This is a genomic window from Evansella vedderi, assembly GCF_030813435.1.
In the GTDB taxonomy this organism is placed as follows: domain Bacteria; phylum Bacillota; class Bacilli; order Bacillales; family Salisediminibacteriaceae; genus Evansella; species Evansella vedderi.
This window is the reverse complement of sequence record NZ_JAUSUG010000007.1, coordinates 180,738-197,959: the sequence shown is the minus strand read 5'-3', so window position 1 is coordinate 197,959 and position 17,222 is coordinate 180,738. Positions and strand designations below refer to the sequence as shown.

Here is a 17,222-nt window from a genome sequence, read left to right as displayed (position 1 = left end):
AAATCCGTTTATTGGATGGTGTTCAAGAAAAATTATCGAGCAAACCTCCACTTCTATACGCTTAACCAAACTCTAAATAATACTTATGTTCATTTTAACATTAATTTCCTATTACAGAACGTATAAAAGCATTTCTTTTATAAAATTTGGTAGTATGTGAAGGCAATGAACAGTAATAGAACAAAGCAAAAGGAGAGTATCAGAGTGAGCATGGATTTGACTCCTTTTCGTACTGCTTCCTTTGTAGACATACCAGTCCCTTTCTTCAGTTCATCGACTCGAAACCAAAAGTATACAAGGAACATTAAAATTAGTAGAGCAAAGAAACCGCTGTATCCCATTCTTTCTCCCCCTCCTGTAGTCTTATTCCCCCGCCACGTGATGTATAAAAGATTGGACTGAAACCAATGGCATCTTCCTCGCTGTGTCCATCTACTAAAAAATAATCAACCACGTGAACAAGGTCATTTAATCGAATATTTAATCTCATAACATCAGTAGAGTCCCGTTTATCAAATTTTACGTGGAGCCCAGACGGGTCCCTATGGATAAATTGTCGTGAATAGGAACATGAACGGTTTTTCCCATGATTTCCGAAAGCTCTTGTTCCATTTTTTCATGATCGGCTATACCGGAATAATTCCCCCTATTTGGTTCACCTAGAAATAAGTTATTATCTTGAATAACAAGGCTTACAATGAAGAAACAAACGGCAAGGAAACCCGTTATTTTCATTGTTGGCACAAGGAACTTCATAAACTTAAATTTTTCTGATCGGCTATCAATGTCCGACAATATTCTATTTTTCAGTTTTGAGCGATAGCGGTTATCCCATACACTATCTTCATCAAGCGTTTTTAGATCTTCTTTTAAATCAGGAAAATCATGTAATCCTTTCACTGATCGATCCCTCCTGTCGTAATTTTTTTCCAAAGCGAACATCTCCCGATGTAATGTCGTTTTTACTTTACTCTCGGACCAATTTAATATTTCACATGTCTCTTGGACGGAAAAACCTTTTATATAACGTAAAATGATTACTTCTTTGTAGGAAGTTCGTAATTTTTCTAATGCCTCATGCAACTCCCTTTTATTCTCTTTAAGAAATAGAACTTCTTCCGGCAATAGCCCTGGATCTCTCTTCATTTGCAGGAGCTCTTCGATGATTCTAAGGGGCTTTTTCTTTCTTAAAAAATCAATAGTCAAGTTGTGTGCATGGCATCTCCATATAGCTCATACCATCTCGCAATGATTTCCCTTCTGTAGTCCGTCAAATTCCCCCCTCCTTTACTACCGTTATTACTCAGACGAATTAGTATTAAAAACGTTACACTTTGATGTAAAAAATTATTATTACAAAGGCTCTGTTATAGGTCATTGTTGATTGTAGCGAAAGACACGAGACTCCTGCGGGAAAAGCAACTACTGAATACCCCGAAGGGACGAGCGTTACTTCAAGAGTAAGCTTCGAGTTGTCACGACGGATGCAGCACCGGAGCGATACTAGCAAATTTTTTTGCGACGAGTAATCACAGGAGCGTCCTGAAGTGAAAATCAACATCAAAATTTAACAGAGCCATTACAAAAAAAGATAGGTAAAGCCTTATTATGGCTACCTATCCTAATCTTCTTTTAATTTATATATACGGGAACAGAAAACTAATGAGGAAGTAGGCTACAGCACCAATAAGGAAAGGATTTAAAGAAAGCTTAGGCTTTTCATTCTCCTGTACGTAACTACCATTCGTACTCTCAATGACCGCAGCCGTTGATGCCCTTGAAAATCCATCCCCCGAGCTAGAAAAAAAGAAGGAAATTAGCATCCCACCTGCACCTACAAAAAATGAAGCCTCTGTCCAATGCATAGTAGTTACCATACCTATACCAATAGTAATAAGCAACAAAGTTAAAAAACTAAGTAACGTATAGAATAGATATTTTTTCATGTTGTAAACCTCCTGAATTAGGATGGGGACAAAAGGTAGCTCATCCCTTTCTATTTATATACGGATTCGCCACAAAAAGGATTCATTAAATTACGAAGTTATTTTACTTTTTTAAAATCCCTAGGCCAATAACTTGCAAATGCATTAAACATATGACGTATGTTCTCTCCTCCTTTTGGCGAAAACTAATAGAAAAAGGAGTTTTTTAATGAAGCATATAAATTTTTTACTGATTAAATTTGTTGCAAGCTTTTTTATTTTTTGGATTAGTTTAGATTTGTTTTTCAATACCACTTTCCCTGTAATTATAGCCTTCAGTTTATTAGTCACCATCATTTCTTATTTTATTGGTGATGTTGTTCTACTACCACGAATCGGAAAAAGAAACGCCGTTGTTGTGGATTTTTTTCTGACATATATCATTGTTTGGGTGTTCGGTGCCTTTTTCCTACCTAGCATTTTGCAAATTGCATGGGGCAGTATTATTGCAGCTACTCTAGTTGCCGGTTCTGAAGTGTTTGTCCATTCCTATATTGTGAGAAATATAAAGCCCGTTCCTCGAGAAAAACAACAAAACTTAAATCAACAGTTTGCTTACGAGTTTGCAGAAGAAGAGGAGCCAAACCCTGACAAAGAATAGCAAAAACGAGCTATATTTCATACGTAGCTCGTTTTGTTTATGAATTTATACTGTTTTTTGTCTTCTCATCCATTGTGTTGCAGCCCATTTATCTCCAATAATAACCGGTGCTCCGCCATGTAATGTTAATTCATTTAGGGTTTCATCATTATAGAAATACTCGAAATACACAGCCATCCCCTTTTGTGGTAACACGGAAAAATTCAGCTTAGGAAAGTAAGTCTCTCCCCCATGCTCTACATCATTTAAGTACATAACCAATGTACTAATTCTAGGATTGCTCACAGGTTTACTAGCAGAAGAAAAATAATCAAAATGGGCTTTATACTCTTGCCCGATTTTGTAATTCAGTATTTGCAGTCCCTCCCCGTGTTCAACAGGAATGTTCATGATCTGAGAAACTCTTTTTTCTATTCTAGCAACAATGTCATTTTCCCCCTCTTGTAAAAATGTGCTGCTGCTCGTTCTAAGATCATGCTCTTGCCGTGTATTACCTATTTTTGAACGGTTCATTCTATCCTTGGATAACCGTATCAGTTCATCACATTCTTCGCCACTCAGTACATTACCTAAAATTACGATTAGTGGTTCTTCCAATCGAGCAATAATATTAATTTCCCGATCGTCCGTTTTAATTTTATTACCAATATGATCAAAAATAGTTGGTTCTTTAATTGGTAATTCTTTAGCATCCATTGTCAATTTCATCAACCTCTTTTAATTATTTTAATTTTCCGAAAAAATGGATTGATTTTAATACATCAGGCTTTACATTTACTAAACTGGTATTTGTTCATTCTCCCTTCTGCATTAAAAAATGGATGTTTGATAGTCCTTATGACTTACAATTTTGCAATTTTATTTTACACCTTGCCAGATACGATTTCTACATAAATTTATTTCTAAAAAACTGGATCGTATACCTCTAATAATGATGATCTTAGGTGTATCTCGAACTTAATCCTTCCATTTGATAAAATTTTAATACTGCTAATAAATTCCAACGTATGATATATTATAAATTATATCAGAACTTTCAGCAAAAGGATGGTGTGGTTGTATGAAAGAAATCGGGCTTGGTTTGTTAGCCTCCATGTTCTTTGCAGTCACGTTTGTTTTGAATCGTTCCATGGAGCTTGCAGGGGGAAGCTGGGTGTGGAGTTCTTCTTTACGATTCCTCTTCATGGTCCCTTTTTTATTAATAATTGTTTTATTCCGAAAGAATTTAAAAGAAGTATTAAATGAAATGAAAAAACAACCATTGCCTTGGCTTGTCTGGAGTTTTGTTGGATTCGTTTTATTTTATGCACCTATTACCTATGCGGCTGCCTATGGCCCAGGCTGGTTGATTGCCGGTACATGGCAGCTAACCATTGTGGCTGGAGTATTATTAGGTCCTATATTCTTTGAAAAAATTCAAACAAAGCACGGCTTGATGAAGGTGAGACATAAATTACAATGGAAGGCTTTATTCATTTCCTTATTAATCCTACTTGGCGTTATGCTAATCCAAATGCAACAAGCAAACCAAGTTCCTATTCAAATGGTTATATTCGGTGTTTTGCCTGTGATAATAGCAGCATTTGCTTATCCTTTAGGAAATCGTAAAATGATGGAGTTATGTGGCGGAAGATTAGATACCTTTCAACGCGTATTCGGTATGACTATAGCTAGTCTTCCATTTTGGTTCCTAATTAGTGTATACGGGATCGTGAAGGTAGGGGCTCCTTCTTCTGATCAAGTTCTCCAATCCTTTATTGTGGCTATTTGCTCAGGGGTCATCGCAACAACGTTGTTTTTTATCGCAACGGATAAAACTAGAGAAAATCAAGGGAAACTAGCTGCTGTAGAAGCAACTCAATCTGCTCAAATAATATTTGTCGTTATTGGTGAGGTTGTACTCCTTTCCTCTCCATTACCGAATGGTTTAGCTGTAGGTGGACTTTTATTGATTATTCTAGGGATTTTCATTCACAGCTTTATAACGAAGAAAACAAAGGTCAATCGAAAGCAAAAGTTAATAGTGGCTGCTAAAAGAAAAGAACAGCATATATAAAACTTCGATATTTTATAAATTAATTTATTTTCCTTTATCTCATAAAGAATTTATTCGTTAGGTCTAATTAGTAGATTATTTAATAGATATAGTTAATAGATACTATATTTTCAGAGGAAATAAGGTGAAGGAAACGAATGAAATTTATTATAGCTATTGGCATTATATTTATCACATCCGTTCTTGTACTTCCGTCTATTATTGTTATTGGTTTTTCAAATGAAGAAGTCTCTCCATATGAAGATCCAGAATTTGTAAAACAAACAACGAGTGAAACAATGTATTCGGAGTTCACTGTGGCTGTTTATCGTAACGAAACCAGTGTAATTGAACAAGTGGCCTTTGAAGAGTATATCGTTGGTGTTGTTTCCAGTGAAATGCCAGCGACATTCGAAATTGAGGCATTGAAAGCGCAAGCACTCACTGCAAGGACATATTACATTAACCTTTTGACCTTTGAAAATCTTGATCTTCCTAAAGGTGCCTATATAAAAGATACAGTGGAACATCAAGTTTATAGAAATAACGATGAATTAAAAGAAATATGGGGAGATAATTATAACAGAAACATAGCGAGGATAAGGGAAGCAGTATATGAGACTAGGGGTGAAATTATAACTTACGAAGGTCTCCCCATATCCGCACAATATTTTTCAACAAGTAATGGGTACACGGAGAATTCTGAGGATTATTACGAACACGAATTCCCTTATTTACGTAGTGTGGAGAGTCCCTGGGATGTAGAATCTCCCCATTATGAAAGTGAACATGTACTGTCTATTTCAGATTTCCAAGAAGCACTAGAAATTACACTCGATCGTAACAGTAAAATAAAAGTATTGGGCCGTACAAATGGTGGAAATATCAAAAGGATTAGAGTTGCTGATAAGGAATTTACGGGCAGAGAATTAAGGGAGCTTCTACCATTAAAATCAAGCGATTTCACTATAAATCTAGTGGATAATGCCGTTTCTATTCAAACTAGAGGATACGGCCATGGAGTAGGTATGAGCCAATATGGAGCGAATGGAATGGCCAAAGAAGGAAGTACGTATAAAGATATAATTCACCATTACTTTCAGTCCGTTAAGATTCAACATAAAGAAGAAGTAATGGGTTTAATTACTGAAACAAATAATTAAGCAAAAAAGTGTGACTCAAAGTAAATAAAACCTTTGGAGTCACACTTTTTCTATTGTTGACACTCTTCTTTATCTCACATTTGGAAGTTCCCTGATAAACTGCCGAAAATTCGGTTCCTTCTACTTTAAACGATCCTATCGATCTCCATTTTCAATAGGCTTCCCTTCTCCCATGAATTCCGGTCCTGCTTCAATATAAGCTACTTCATCGTCGTTCGACTCAATTACCATTAATGTAAATTCACCATTCTTTCCTTTAATACTAATGCCACCAATGGTTTGAATCTATCAATAAATATTTATGGAATTACTTACTGTTGATTTTCTGCAATTTCGTCGATCCATCTCTTATATATTACTTATAGTCAACAAAAAAATATCAATTACCGTTAGAGGGAATATGTGAGGGATTGGATTAAATTTAGCTTTCTTAAAGCATTGTCCATTAAAATCTTTATAAAAACACAATCATTTTTATAGATATATTTCCATTAAGTGTTGCCCATGTTTTAATTATGGACATCATACTAGCATATAACGGTTCCCCTTTTAATTGTTCTTTCAAGGAATGGAAAACTCCCCTTCCAAACGTTAATATTCGAGGGACCTCTAGAACAAATAAACTATTGATACTTGTGAAATTAACCATATTATATAAAGTGATTTTTTGAATAAATGTATCCCCTTTTTTTAACAATTCTAACCATTTATCACTAATAAAAAAGTAAATAAAGATTAAAACAAATGTATAGGTCGTTCTCCAACCCATTTTTTTAAATATTCCAAAGTGGATAAATATCTTTTCAATAATTAAAATCATTTGCAAACATAGTAAGTAAGATGATAATTGCAATGGTTAAGCTCACTAGATCACTCCAATCTATTTTTGTTCCATGTATGCCATGAACCTCAACTCGAGAAATTAGGTTAAATAATATAAACTAATTAAATGAAGAGTCAGGTAGGTTATGAGAACTCCATTTCGTTTTCCATGCTATTAATTATTTCTTTAGTTCTCTCCATTGCTTCTTCCCATGTGAAGAAATCTCGTTTATATCCAATTACATACCTATTATCATTAACTACAAACAAATGAAATTGGAAGAGGTCCTCAGTCACCGTCTCCTGCATTACAACCTCTATATCATTTACAATAATTCTTTCCCCTGTAACATTACCAATAATACCTTTATCAAAAGTATACATTATAACTGTATCTAAATCATACGGTCCATAGAGGAATTTCCTATCTTGATATTCCCTAATCTCAACGACTTCTTCATCAACATCCTCACTATAATGAATATCGACGTACCTTGCATCGCCGTTGTTGTAATAAGTTACATATACAAAAGAAATGTCCAAATCCTCAAATACCGGCAAATGTACTTCTGTATCCATCTCTTCATTTATCATTTTCTTAAGTTTGGCCAAATCTGATTCCTTATTGTTCGTGCTGCAACCAATTACTATTGTAATGAGGATTATAAATAGAAATACTGGTCTCATAAAAATCACTTCCCATTTTGTGTATCAAATTGTTATCTATTATCGAGTTTGGAACAAATACTATCAAAATTTACGTTCTTAGGATTGTTCTAGGAACACGTTTGGTACTTTCAGACCTAATCCCGTTCCTTAAACCGTTCTTCCTACCTTTTCGTAGTTTACTTTCATCCACCTAACTATTACATCGGATTTATATTTTCACTCCCTAAGAATTGGTATACAAGTATATACGGTGAATTCCTCCCTGAGGTTTCACTGATATCAAAACATACACATTTCTCCTTGCTAGTTTCTAACGAAAAAATCTTTATTAATTCCAACAACCACAATTTATTGATTTTATAATTTAAATTGGATATTTATGTTAAAATTATTTCAAGTGGGAAGAGACAGTATTTATACTGAGAGGGAGGTTTAACAAGTGAAAGAATTTCCAAATTGGTTTTGGTTTTCTATTTTAGCTTTTGTGGTAATTGCCTGGCTTGCTATTCCAATTTCAGCTTTGTTAACTGACCATGCGAGAAATGTAGCAAGAACGATTGTTTTTATTGGATTAATCATTTACCCCTTATTTTATGTAACTTTATTACTCCTTTTGTTTCGAAAAACAAAATTAGACTCTGACAAAAAGATATGGGCATTTTTTATTTTGCTAGTACCAATAGCAATTTACTTCCCATTTTGGTCAGTAATTAGTCACTAGTATTAGTTATCAATAAAAATTTATTGGGAGTTGATATTTTAATGGTAGAAAGAAAAAGTTCCGGATTGAAGGAAATAGGAACAGCTATTGCCGCCTCCTTACTGGTGGAATACCAGGAACTATCTATTATTTAGTAAAAGAACCTACAAGAATGTTACGATATCTTCTTATTTTTATACCTATAGTGTTTCTTGTATTACTATTCATCATCCATTTTGAGTAGTAAATGTAAAAAATTCAAATTAATGAAACTTTAAATATATTACCAATTAATGGGTGACCTATACTTATTTGTTGTGTTATAATGCCAATGGTTCAAATTAGCAAGCATTCATAATTAATAACATCATTTTGCAAAGTCATTATACGGAAACCTTTAAAAATAGAGAGAGAAGAAGGTGAAAGTATGAATCATTACATTGCATACCTGATAACTATTATTGGGGCTAGTTTTTGGGGACTAACTGGTTTATTTGTGGAATCTTTATATCAGCATGGCTTTACAGCTTGGGAAATTGTGGCACTGCGACTAAGCAGTTCAACTATTATTTTAATCATCTTAATGAGTTTATTTTCGCCCAAGCTCCTCCGTATTAACGTAAGACATCTCCCCTATTTTTTTGGATTAGGAGTAGTGAGTATCGTCATTTTTAACTGGTGCTATTTTACTGTAATAGAGCAGACTTCCCTATCGATAGCCGTGGTCCTACTTTATACATCTCCTGTATTTGTGACAATTTTATCCAGGATGATTTTTAAGGAGCAGATCACCCGCGAAAAAATACTCTCCCTCATTCTTACTTTTACAGGCTGCGCACTCGTTATTCAATTACTGCCAATTGGGAATGCTACCGTACCGATCACTAGTATTATCCTCGGATTACTATCTGCTTTTTTCTGCGCACTGTACAGTATAATTGGGAAATTTATCAGCTGGCATTATAACTTTTTAACCATAACGGTATATGCTCTTTTAATGGGATGCTTATTCATTTTTCCTACAAGTGGCCTGTGGAAAAAAACAGAGGCATTTCAATCAACCGATGTTTGGCTGAATATTATCGGCGTTGCCGTCATTTCAACCATTCTTGCTTATACTTTATATACATTTGGACTAGTGTTCATTGAATCTAGTAAAGCAGCAATTCTAGGTGCAATGGAACCGATTGTTGCTGTTTTAGTCGGCGTCTTCGTTTTCAAGGATGCCTTAAACTCTTTACAAGTTGTAGGAATTATCTTCGTCATTACCTCCGCCTTTATCACTGTTTTTCATAAAAAACGAAAAGTTAAGCTTAAAAAGAAGATTTCCAATCTAACAAGCAAAAGTGTCTAGTTCATTTCTAGACACTTTTTATAAATTCAAATTACTTCACACGTTACCTGCTTGTTCATCTTTGAAAAAATGATAGAAATATATTTGTTTGTAAGCTTAAAAAGAAAAAAATTCCGAAACATTTAATGTTATTCAATTAAAGTATGTAAGATCTCAGACTAGAAAAGTCCTTGATAAATAGAAGCGTAATGGCAATGATGTATTTCCTATAGTTAGTAATAATGTTATAGCAAGTTGAAAAATTCTTTTTTAGTTCTTTTAATGGTAATTGTTTTTTGTTGATTACATTAGCTGCTAAAAATTTATTATCAGCAATATTTGTTGCTATTCTAATAGCCGTTTTTCGTGTCTCCCTATCCTTTGGACAGAAACGAGTTAAATCATTAAAACTTATCTTGTATTCCTTCAATAATTTCTTGTATTCTTCTATTTCGTCCTTTATATTACTCATCACTTTATGGTATCCTACCTTTCATTTAACAAAAGTTGTCCCATAAAACACAAAAATTGTAGACCATTTTTACCTTCCCTATAATATCAGTTATTTTAGAGAATGGACTTTACAGTTTAATTACGTGTTTATTACATAGGAAGAAGAAAAGTATCCAAGACTTTTCACTTTATTAGAATTAATTTTCTGAATATTTAAACTTTAAACATCCCCCCCTTAAATAAAAAAATGCCCCCGAATTTGATGTGTGAAGAAAAACATTATGGATAAAAATGGAATATTTTTATTGAAACTACCATATTGTTTTTCTTGTGAGTATTTTTCACATACAAATCTATGTTATTTCAAGGAGGAAATTTATTATGAAGAAGAAACTATTTTTGTCGGTACTATCTAGTGTATTTGCAGTAGGAATGCTAACGGCGTGTGGAGACGTTGAGGAGGACCCAATCAACGAGCCAGGAATAGAAGAAGATGGGGATTTAGACAACGATGGTTTCGAAGATGAGGATCAAGACGATGCTGTTGAAGTCGAAGAAGACGAAGATGGCTTTGATTTTGATGAAGAAGATGACGAAGAGGAAGGCTTTTAATCTTACAAATTTGGGCTATATCATAAAATAGATATCCCTTTAACATGATACGGAGAGTGTAAAAAATACACTCTCCGTATACAAAATAATCTCTTTCCCCTTTAGTTACTGTTAGATTGTTTTGTTGTATTTTTCGGATTGACTATACTTGGTCTCGTTTTCATAGATGGTGTAGCAGCCCTAATAAGAATATGCCACAAGGCTTTAGGGTCAAATGGCAGGAAAGGCCACAAGTAAGGTTTTGCAAAGACCTTTAATGTTGTTAAAAACAAAAGAAAAGCGGTCGTACCAATAATAAATCCAGGTGCCTTAAAAATAGCAACAATAAGTATCAACAATATTTTAACAGTGCGCAGGGCTATGGCCAATTCGTAGCTTGGGGTTGCGAACATACCTATTGCACTAAGGGCAACATACAAAACCACTTCAGCTGTAAATAATCCAACTTGAATAGCAATATCTCCTATTAACAGAGCTGCAACTAAACCAAGTGCTGTGGCGAGTGGACCAGGTGTGTGAACAGCAGCTAATCTTAGCAAATCTATCCCTAATTCAGCAATGAGAATTTGTACAACTACAGGAATGTTAGTAATTTCACTTGGACCAATAAATTCTAAAGCACCGGGCAATAGACTCGGCTGAATGACCATGAGTAACCAAAATGGAACAATAAAAAGGGAGAAAAAGATACCTGCAAAACGGACCCATCTTAAAAAAGAACCAACAAAAGGTGCTTGCCGATATTCTTCTGCATGCTGTACATGATAAAATATTGTCGTTGGAGCAATGATTACACTTGGTGACGTATCAACAAAAATAACCACATGCCCTTCTAATAAATGAGTAGCGGCAATGTCTGGCCTTTCAGTATATCTTGTTAGAGGAAATGGATTGAGACCTTGTTTAACAAGATACTCCTCCACTACTTTATCTGTCATTGTGAGCCCATCAATGTCAATGGCAGCAAGCTCTTTTTTCAAGATTTTTACTAAATTAGGATCAACAATTCCATCAATATAGGAGATGCTAATATCTGTTTTGGAACGGCTGCCAACCTGCATCAACTCATTACGAAGTCTTTCATCACGAATTCTGCGTCGTGTAAGTGCCGTATTTAAAATGATATTTTCAGTGAATCCATCACGGGAACCACGGACTACTTTCTCTAAGTCCGATTCACCTGGATCGCGATCCGGGAATTTTCTCATATCGACAATGATTGCCTCATCGACACCTTCAAGCAGTAGGAATATATATCCCGAAAGAACTTGTTTGATTGACATATCAAGTGAAGAGGTCTCATCCACAATAACATGAACTAAATGGTTATTTATTGCCTCTTTTATTTTTGAGGAATGTACAATCCGTCCTCTAGCATCTAGAAACATTAACTGCTTTAATAATTCAATAATAAATTGTGTATCACATAAACCATTTACAAAATAAAGATGAACTTCTTTACCAAGAATCGATAGCTTGCGAACACCCACATCAAAAGAAACTCCAAACCCTAATCGCTCTTTGATAAGCTTCTCATTATCCAATAAATGCTTTGAAATTGGAGTTACTTTATCTGGTGGTTCTAAACTCATAAATCCTTCCAACCTTCCCTTTCAAAATCAAGAATAGCTTATTTATCTAGTGTTAATTATTTTATGGGTATTATTCTTATTTTTTTCAATAAGGGAACAAAAGACCAATGTGGAAGAAAAAGTAACAAATTTTTTCAAAAACACGTAATCATTTCTTGTTATTCTAAATAACGCTCCACTGTGAACCATGAATAAAGTCTAATAAGGGGGAAAATGAATAGAATGAATGCAACGATCCAAAAAGGTCTACTTATGAAAAATAGAAAAAGACCTAGTAACAATGCTGCTATTGATTTAAAGTTACCAAAGAAGCTATTAACCGGTTGGTTGTTGACAAAGAAGGATTGCCATCCCTTCAAAACTTGTGAATAACACGTATCGTGATAGGTAACAAGGAATATAAAGTAGATTGTCACAATAAGGCTATCCCTATCTGTAATTTCCCGCGCACATTCCTCACAAAAAAACACCTTTTCTTTCTTTGCCATAAACTCCCCCTCCTGAAATCATGATTATTATAAATACGTTTGTATACCTTAAAAATTTCATAATAAAATACGAAACCCCTTTTTCCCTTCAATTAATTTCATATTTATGGTTATTTGTGGTGGACCTTTATATGAAGGAGGTCCTGGTCTATGTTAATGATTTTTGAGTTGATACGGATTGTGATTAAAATTCGAAAATAACCCTTGTATTCATTACGATTATATTTTTAATTTTCTAGTTCCTATATAGTTCATTTCTTGGAACCGGATGTATTTCCAGATCCCTTCATTGGATTCTGGTATGTGATGACAACCATAACTACAACCGGATATGGTGATTATGTCCCTGAAACAGTTATTGGACGTCTATATGGTTTGTTTTTGTATTTTTTCGGTATAGGATTAATTGGTATTGTCATTGGTAAGATTGTGGAAGGCTATGGTTTGTTTCGAAAGTTAAAGGAGGAAGGCAAATTGAAATTTAATGGGCATGACCATTATGTGATCATTGGTTGGTCCAATAAGGCACATCATACGATGAATGAGCTTCTGGAGATTGATGAACACGCAAAAATTGTTATAATTCCTAAAAGACCAATTGAAAATGAGACCCTTGTCTATATACAGGGCAGATGATGCAGAGCTATTTGTCATTTGCAGTATAGAAACATATCAAAAAAAACCACAAATATAATTAGACAGGTGCCAGGCACCTGTCTAATTCTTTATGTGAACAATTCGTTATTTGTATCTCTTTTTCCTTGCAGCGCTTCGTTTAATTCGTCCTTGGAAACGGTGAACAGTAAAATTGACCCAAAGACAAATAGAATGGCACCAATAACAAACATCCCTGTCGCTGTATAGGTCATTTTATGTTTATCCAAATTTGTTAATGAAGGCATGGACATATAAACTCCCCTCCCTTTTCCTTCCGTCAAGACCAGCATTTTTATTTATAATATATAAGTATGAAACTACCAGAAAAATGATTGTACATAGACCTCCTCTTATACTGCCAATTTTCATTCCATACCTCGCATAACACTGTAAAAGCTACAAATAATACAAAAAAATACTAGCCAATCAAGATTTGTTACAAAGACACATATTAGAGCCCTTACTAAATTACTCTACTGATAATAAGAGGGGCAACTAAAACGAATGAAGAAACCACACAATGAGACTGACTCCAAATTAGAGGCAGCCTCATTGTAATTTGATAGGTACCTGTATCTTAACCCTCTACCTTTGAATACCTTATCGAAAAATAAAACTCATTAGTCTATGAATATTTTACTTTCGCTCTTCCCTTCTGTCTAAGCTTCTGTATTTTTATACCAACAAAAACCAATACAAATAGTTAAGATGAAATAAATTGTATTTTGATACTCCAGAGAAATTACTCCAGCAGAAAACAAAGAAAGAAGAAATACAAATACGGTATTACCAATAAAAGTAGCAATAACATAATCTTTAGCCTTTATTTTACTTAAACCGCTTCCGATATTAACAATGCTAGCTGGCATAAAAGGAAACAATCTCATAAATAATACTACCTTAAAACCATTGTTTTCAATGTCCTGTTTTAATTTTATATGGTTGAATTTATGTCCCCAATGTTTATGCAAAGTTTGGATTTATTTTATATGGTGCTGGTGCTTCTAAATTTTCTAAGTTCCTTTCATCTAATTCGTAAATTCGCTCAATATCAGCCCCAAGGGACTTTAGTTTTTCTGTAAAGTTGACATAGCCTCGATCGATGTGTTTTAACTTCGTTACTCGGGTAGTTCCATCTGCAACAAGACCTGCTAAAACAAGGGCAGCACCTGCACGGAGATCTGTGGCAGCTACTTCCGCTCCCCGAAGCTGATTTGGCCCTGTAATTATGGCGGAATTACCTTGTATTTTAATATCCCCGTTCATTCTCCGGAATTCCTCTACGTGCATATATCTGTTTTCAAAAACTGTTTCCGTAATTACACCTGTTCCTTCTGCACATAGGAGCAATGTCATCATTTGTGCCTGCATATCCGTTGGGAAGCCCGGGTGAGGCATTGTTTTAATATCTACTACCTTAAGCTTTTTTGGGCCAATGACTCTAAGACCATTTTTCTCCTCTATAATCGTTACACCCATATCTTTCATTTTCGCAATTAAGGGACGCAGATGTTCTGGAACTACATTTTCTATGAGGACATTCCCTTTTGTAATGGCGGCAGCCACCATAAAGGTTCCAGCTTCAATTCGATCTGGAATAATCGTATGATCAGCTCCTGATAACGCTTCTACTCCTTCGATGCGAACTGTTCCCGTTCCTGCTCCTATTACCTTGGCCCCCATGGAATTCAAATAGGTGGCTAGGCAGACGATTTCCGGCTCCTTAGCTGCGTTCTCAATTACAGTTGTCCCCCTCGCTAATGTAGCCGCCATCATAATGTTTTCCGTTGCCCCAACACTAGGAAAGTCAAGATAAATTCGATTACCTTTAAGCTGCTCCTCCACCTTAGCCTTGATAAATCCATTGCCGATTTCTACTTTAGCTCCCATTGCTTCAAATCCCTTTAGATGCTGATCTATTGGTCGAGAACCAATGGCACAGCCTCCAGGCAATGCAATATTAGCGTGCCCTATACGTGCCAATAGTGGGCCCATTACTAGGAACGATGCCCTCATCTTTTGAACATATTTAAAGGGAGCTTTTGTGTGTAATGCCCCTTGAGCGTCTACAGTGATTTGTCCATTATGAAAAACTACATCTGCATTTAAATACCTTAATACTTCGTTTATGGTAAAAACATCAGCAAGTGCTGGTACATTATCAATGTTGCTCTTCCCTTTTTTAGCTAAAATGGATGCTGCGATGACCGGCAACACGGCATTTTTTGCTCCATCTACTTTGACAGAGCCATTCAAACGCCTGCCACCACGAACAATAATTTTTTCCAAAGTAACCCCTCCAACGACCATATTCTATATTAATTATTAATATTCAGAGGCAATGATTGGTGTTCAAGTCCTAACGGTTGTTTAAGTGCCCAAAAATAAGGGTATATCCTAGGGGGAGAATGTGAGTAATTATAATTTAGTTATAATTATTCTAATTTGGTAGATTTTCACTGGGTTTCGATAGATTATCCAAACTACTGGAAGATTTAAATTTTACCCCCTTAATTTTAAAACCAAAGGCGAATTTGAATAGTGAAGAGAAGTAAATGGAAAATAGTGTCAGATACGAACGTCTACACCAAATGGTGAAGAATTAAAAAGAAAGATTTTAAAGGGTACATAGGGGTATAAGGATATCCCTTTTATATAGATTCAGAGGGTGCTTAAAGGACTGATTTCTCCTAAGACACCCTCTTTAGCTTGGAAAAAATTTAAAGATCGACAAAACGCGTAACTAAACGTTTTAATTAGGCATATATTGTGGGCGAGGGGGATGTGTATGAACTACAGAAATCTTTTTATTGGCGTTGATGAATATGTTTTATTAAGTACTGGAAATTACGTGATACCGGTAAACTTTGACAACGCTACCACTACTCCACCTTTGGTAAGTGTCGTTAATGAAATAAATACTAACCTTCGATATTATAGTGGGCTCGGCAGGAGCTCTGGTCAAAAAGCTCTTTATAGTACGTATAAATTTGAGACCGCCAGGAATGATATCCTTCACTTTTTTCATTTAAAATCCACGGGTGATCACACAGTGGTTTATGTTAAATCAACTACAGAAGGTATAAATCTGCTTGCACAAGTCCTTACCCAAGATAGTAATGAAGTAATTTTATCTACTAGAATGGAGCACCATGCAAATGATCTCCCCTGGAGATACTATGGAAACAAAGTAGATTATGTTGAAATCAATAAAAACGGTCGCCTTCCTCTACAGGCATTGGAAAACAAGTTGATCCATTATAATGGTAGGGTCAATTATGTAACTGTAACAGGTGCTTCTAATGTTACGGGATATGTGAATGACATTCATAAAATAGCACGCCTTTGTCATCAGTACGGTGCTAAGATTATTATTGATGCAGCACAATTAGTTGCCCATCATGAAATAAATATGGCAGGAAATTCACCTGAAGAGCAGATTGATTTTCTCGTATTTTCCTCCCATAAAGCCTATGCTCCTTTTGGTGGAGGTGCGGTAGTCGGATTAAAAAAAGTCTTAGATAATGTTGATCCTTTTTTAAAGGGTGGCTCAGCAGTAAATCAGGTTTTTGATTACACGGAGACATGGAGTGATGCTCCTGAACGATTAGAAGCTGGAACACAAAATTACTTTGGTATGATTGCCTTAGCCGCAGCTTTAAAAGAATTAAAGAGAATTGGATTTAATACCATTGTCCACCATGAAAATCAATTAAAGGATTATCTCATTCAAAATATGATTCAAATGCCCCATATACAATTGTATGGGGATAATCAGGACACATCAGATAAGCTAGGTATCATCGTCTTTAATATTTACAAAAGAAATCATGAAGAAGTGGCGGAAAATTTAGCAAGGTACTTCGGGGTAGCAACTCGAAACGGAAAATTTTGTGCTCATCCCTATGTGACAAGACTATTAGGTGTTAATAACACACCTGAAAATAGGAAAGAACAAGGTGAATGTGGGATGGTTCGCTTGAGTCTAGGATTGTACAATACGATGGAAGAAGCATATCGCTTTTTAAATATTTTAAACCACCTCAAATAAAGCTTTTCATTTTTGAAAATGGTTTACCTCACCCTTTTGAGTGCTTTTGTAGAAAATTAGT

Annotated in this window: 21 protein-coding genes; 8 read left to right on the top strand and 13 right to left on the bottom strand. The window is 35.1% G+C overall.

Going from position 1 to position 17,222, the window contains the following annotated elements:
* Positions 1–137: 137 nt before the first annotated feature.
* The 4 genes from J2S74_RS10835 to J2S74_RS10820 all read right to left on the bottom strand — a co-directional run bounded on the left by J2S74_RS10835 (position 138) and on the right by J2S74_RS10820 (position 1,946).
* Positions 138–341, bottom strand: a complete 204-nt coding sequence (locus tag J2S74_RS10835; RefSeq protein WP_307325344.1) for a hypothetical protein — start codon at positions 339–341, stop codon at positions 138–140.
* Complete coding sequence (locus J2S74_RS10830) at positions 311–490, bottom strand: hypothetical protein (protein WP_307325342.1); 180 nt, start codon at positions 488–490, stop codon at positions 311–313. Before J2S74_RS10830 ends, J2S74_RS10835 begins: the two co-directional genes overlap by 31 nt.
* A 29-nt stretch (positions 491–519) precedes the next feature.
* The gene (locus tag J2S74_RS10825; protein WP_307325340.1) at positions 520–1,206 is read right to left on the bottom strand and encodes an RNA polymerase sigma factor; all 687 of its coding nucleotides are present in this window, start codon (positions 1,204–1,206) and stop codon (positions 520–522) included.
* Positions 1,207–1,637: 431 nt separating this feature from the next.
* Positions 1,638–1,946, bottom strand: a complete 309-nt coding sequence (locus J2S74_RS10820) for a hypothetical protein (protein ID WP_307325337.1) — start codon at positions 1,944–1,946, stop codon at positions 1,638–1,640.
* A 208-nt stretch (positions 1,947–2,154) separates the two neighbouring features.
* On the opposite strand from J2S74_RS10820, the gene J2S74_RS10815 reads away from it, so the two are divergent.
* Entirely contained in the window at positions 2,155–2,586 is a 432-nt protein-coding gene (locus tag J2S74_RS10815; protein WP_307325335.1) for a YndM family protein, read from the top strand.
* A gap of 45 nt (positions 2,587–2,631) precedes the next feature.
* Here J2S74_RS10815 and J2S74_RS10810 read toward each other — a convergent pair whose 3' ends face one another.
* Positions 2,632–3,294, bottom strand: coding sequence for a 2OG-Fe(II) oxygenase (locus J2S74_RS10810; RefSeq protein WP_370875998.1), 663 nt, complete (start codon positions 3,292–3,294; stop codon positions 2,632–2,634).
* 352 nt (positions 3,295–3,646) lie between these two features.
* On the opposite strand from J2S74_RS10810, the gene J2S74_RS10805 reads away from it, so the two are divergent.
* A complete protein-coding gene (locus tag J2S74_RS10805) occupies positions 3,647–4,642 on the top strand; it encodes a DMT family transporter (RefSeq protein WP_307325333.1) in 996 nt (331 codons plus the stop codon).
* A gap of 137 nt (positions 4,643–4,779) precedes the next feature.
* Positions 4,780–5,784 carry a stage II sporulation protein D gene (spoIID, locus tag J2S74_RS10800; protein ID WP_307325332.1) on the top strand — a complete coding sequence of 335 codons (1,005 nt, stop codon included), beginning with the start codon at positions 4,780–4,782 and terminating at the stop codon, positions 5,782–5,784.
* Between the two features lie 454 nt (positions 5,785–6,238).
* Here the strand turns inward: spoIID and J2S74_RS10795 are convergent, their stop codons facing one another.
* Positions 6,239–6,637 (bottom strand): hypothetical protein, encoded by a 399-nt coding sequence (locus J2S74_RS10795; protein ID WP_307325330.1) that lies wholly within the window; start codon positions 6,635–6,637, stop codon positions 6,239–6,241.
* 113 nt (positions 6,638–6,750) lie between these two features.
* On the bottom strand, positions 6,751–7,200 hold the full coding sequence (locus tag J2S74_RS10790; RefSeq protein ID WP_307325328.1) for a hypothetical protein: 450 nt from the start codon (positions 7,198–7,200) through the stop codon (positions 6,751–6,753).
* A 514-nt stretch (positions 7,201–7,714) separates the two neighbouring features.
* On the opposite strand from J2S74_RS10790, the gene J2S74_RS10785 reads away from it, so the two are divergent.
* Positions 7,715–7,996, top strand: coding sequence for a hypothetical protein (locus tag J2S74_RS10785; protein WP_307325326.1), 282 nt, complete (start codon positions 7,715–7,717; stop codon positions 7,994–7,996).
* 406 nt (positions 7,997–8,402) lie between these two features.
* The gene (locus J2S74_RS10780) at positions 8,403–9,329 is read left to right on the top strand and encodes a DMT family transporter (protein WP_307325324.1); all 927 of its coding nucleotides are present in this window, start codon (positions 8,403–8,405) and stop codon (positions 9,327–9,329) included.
* A gap of 136 nt (positions 9,330–9,465) precedes the next feature.
* Here J2S74_RS10780 and J2S74_RS10775 read toward each other — a convergent pair whose 3' ends face one another.
* Positions 9,466–9,780 carry a hypothetical protein gene (locus J2S74_RS10775; protein ID WP_307325321.1) on the bottom strand — a complete coding sequence of 105 codons (315 nt, stop codon included), beginning with the start codon at positions 9,778–9,780 and terminating at the stop codon, positions 9,466–9,468.
* Between the two features lie 362 nt (positions 9,781–10,142).
* Between J2S74_RS10775 and J2S74_RS10770 the strand changes: the two genes are divergently transcribed.
* Positions 10,143–10,373, top strand: a complete 231-nt coding sequence (locus tag J2S74_RS10770) for a DNA primase (protein ID WP_307325318.1) — start codon at positions 10,143–10,145, stop codon at positions 10,371–10,373.
* A gap of 101 nt (positions 10,374–10,474) precedes the next feature.
* Here the strand turns inward: J2S74_RS10770 and J2S74_RS10765 are convergent, their stop codons facing one another.
* Together J2S74_RS10765 and J2S74_RS10760 are read right to left on the bottom strand one after the other, a co-directional pair.
* On the bottom strand, positions 10,475–11,965 hold the full coding sequence (locus tag J2S74_RS10765) for a spore germination protein (protein WP_307325315.1): 1,491 nt from the start codon (positions 11,963–11,965) through the stop codon (positions 10,475–10,477).
* A gap of 158 nt (positions 11,966–12,123) precedes the next feature.
* Complete coding sequence (locus J2S74_RS10760) at positions 12,124–12,453, bottom strand: hypothetical protein (RefSeq protein ID WP_307325312.1); 330 nt, start codon at positions 12,451–12,453, stop codon at positions 12,124–12,126.
* Positions 12,454–12,711: 258 nt separating this feature from the next.
* Here J2S74_RS10760 and J2S74_RS10755 point away from each other — a divergent pair, with 258 nt between their 5' ends.
* Positions 12,712–13,089 (top strand): potassium channel family protein, encoded by a 378-nt coding sequence (locus J2S74_RS10755; RefSeq protein WP_307325309.1) that lies wholly within the window; start codon positions 12,712–12,714, stop codon positions 13,087–13,089.
* Positions 13,090–13,178: 89 nt separating this feature from the next.
* Here the strand turns inward: J2S74_RS10755 and J2S74_RS10750 are convergent, their stop codons facing one another.
* The 3 genes from J2S74_RS10750 to murA all read right to left on the bottom strand — a co-directional run bounded on the left by J2S74_RS10750 (position 13,179) and on the right by murA (position 15,399).
* Entirely contained in the window at positions 13,179–13,361 is a 183-nt protein-coding gene (locus tag J2S74_RS10750; RefSeq protein WP_307325306.1) for a hypothetical protein, read from the bottom strand.
* Between the two features lie 408 nt (positions 13,362–13,769).
* On the bottom strand, positions 13,770–14,081 hold the full coding sequence (locus tag J2S74_RS10745) for a TVP38/TMEM64 family protein (RefSeq protein WP_307325304.1): 312 nt from the start codon (positions 14,079–14,081) through the stop codon (positions 13,770–13,772).
* Complete coding sequence (gene murA, locus J2S74_RS10740) at positions 14,074–15,399, bottom strand: UDP-N-acetylglucosamine 1-carboxyvinyltransferase (RefSeq protein WP_307325301.1); 1,326 nt, start codon at positions 15,397–15,399, stop codon at positions 14,074–14,076. Before murA ends, J2S74_RS10745 begins: the two co-directional genes overlap by 8 nt.
* 499 nt (positions 15,400–15,898) lie before the next feature.
* On the opposite strand from murA, the gene J2S74_RS10735 reads away from it, so the two are divergent.
* Positions 15,899–17,161, top strand: a complete 1,263-nt coding sequence (locus tag J2S74_RS10735) for an aminotransferase class V-fold PLP-dependent enzyme (protein ID WP_307325299.1) — start codon at positions 15,899–15,901, stop codon at positions 17,159–17,161.
* Positions 17,162–17,222 lie beyond the last annotated feature (61 nt).

What these genes read in the sequence shown, in the direction of transcription:
- J2S74_RS10830 (WP_307325342.1), bottom strand. Translation starts at nt 490, where the DNA reads ATGAGATTAAATATTCGATTAAATGACCTTGTTCACGTGGTTGATTAT.
- J2S74_RS10775 (WP_307325321.1), bottom strand. Translation starts at nt 9,780, where the DNA reads ATGAGTAATATAAAGGACGAAATAGAAGAATACAAGAAATTATTGAAG.
- J2S74_RS10835 (WP_307325344.1), bottom strand. Translation starts at nt 341, where the DNA reads ATGGGATACAGCGGTTTCTTTGCTCTACTAATTTTAATGTTCCTTGTA.
- J2S74_RS10770 (WP_307325318.1), top strand. Translation starts at nt 10,143, where the DNA reads ATGAAGAAGAAACTATTTTTGTCGGTACTATCTAGTGTATTTGCAGTA.
- J2S74_RS10790 (WP_307325328.1), bottom strand. Translation starts at nt 7,200, where the DNA reads ATGATAAATGAAGAGATGGATACAGAAGTACATTTGCCGGTATTTGAG.
- J2S74_RS10810 (WP_370875998.1), bottom strand. Translation starts at nt 3,294, where the DNA reads ATGAAATTGACAATGGATGCTAAAGAATTACCAATTAAAGAACCAACT.
- J2S74_RS10765 (WP_307325315.1), bottom strand. Translation starts at nt 11,965, where the DNA reads ATGAGTTTAGAACCACCAGATAAAGTAACTCCAATTTCAAAGCATTTA.
- J2S74_RS10750 (WP_307325306.1), bottom strand. Translation starts at nt 13,361, where the DNA reads ATGTCCATGCCTTCATTAACAAATTTGGATAAACATAAAATGACCTAT.
- J2S74_RS10760 (WP_307325312.1), bottom strand. Translation starts at nt 12,453, where the DNA reads ATGGCAAAGAAAGAAAAGGTGTTTTTTTGTGAGGAATGTGCGCGGGAA.
- J2S74_RS10780 (WP_307325324.1), top strand. Translation starts at nt 8,403, where the DNA reads ATGAATCATTACATTGCATACCTGATAACTATTATTGGGGCTAGTTTT.
- J2S74_RS10820 (WP_307325337.1), bottom strand. Translation starts at nt 1,946, where the DNA reads ATGAAAAAATATCTATTCTATACGTTACTTAGTTTTTTAACTTTGTTG.
- J2S74_RS10815 (WP_307325335.1), top strand. Translation starts at nt 2,155, where the DNA reads ATGAAGCATATAAATTTTTTACTGATTAAATTTGTTGCAAGCTTTTTT.
- spoIID (WP_307325332.1), top strand. Translation starts at nt 4,780, where the DNA reads ATGAAATTTATTATAGCTATTGGCATTATATTTATCACATCCGTTCTT.
- J2S74_RS10735 (WP_307325299.1), top strand. Translation starts at nt 15,899, where the DNA reads ATGAACTACAGAAATCTTTTTATTGGCGTTGATGAATATGTTTTATTA.
- J2S74_RS10805 (WP_307325333.1), top strand. Translation starts at nt 3,647, where the DNA reads ATGAAAGAAATCGGGCTTGGTTTGTTAGCCTCCATGTTCTTTGCAGTC.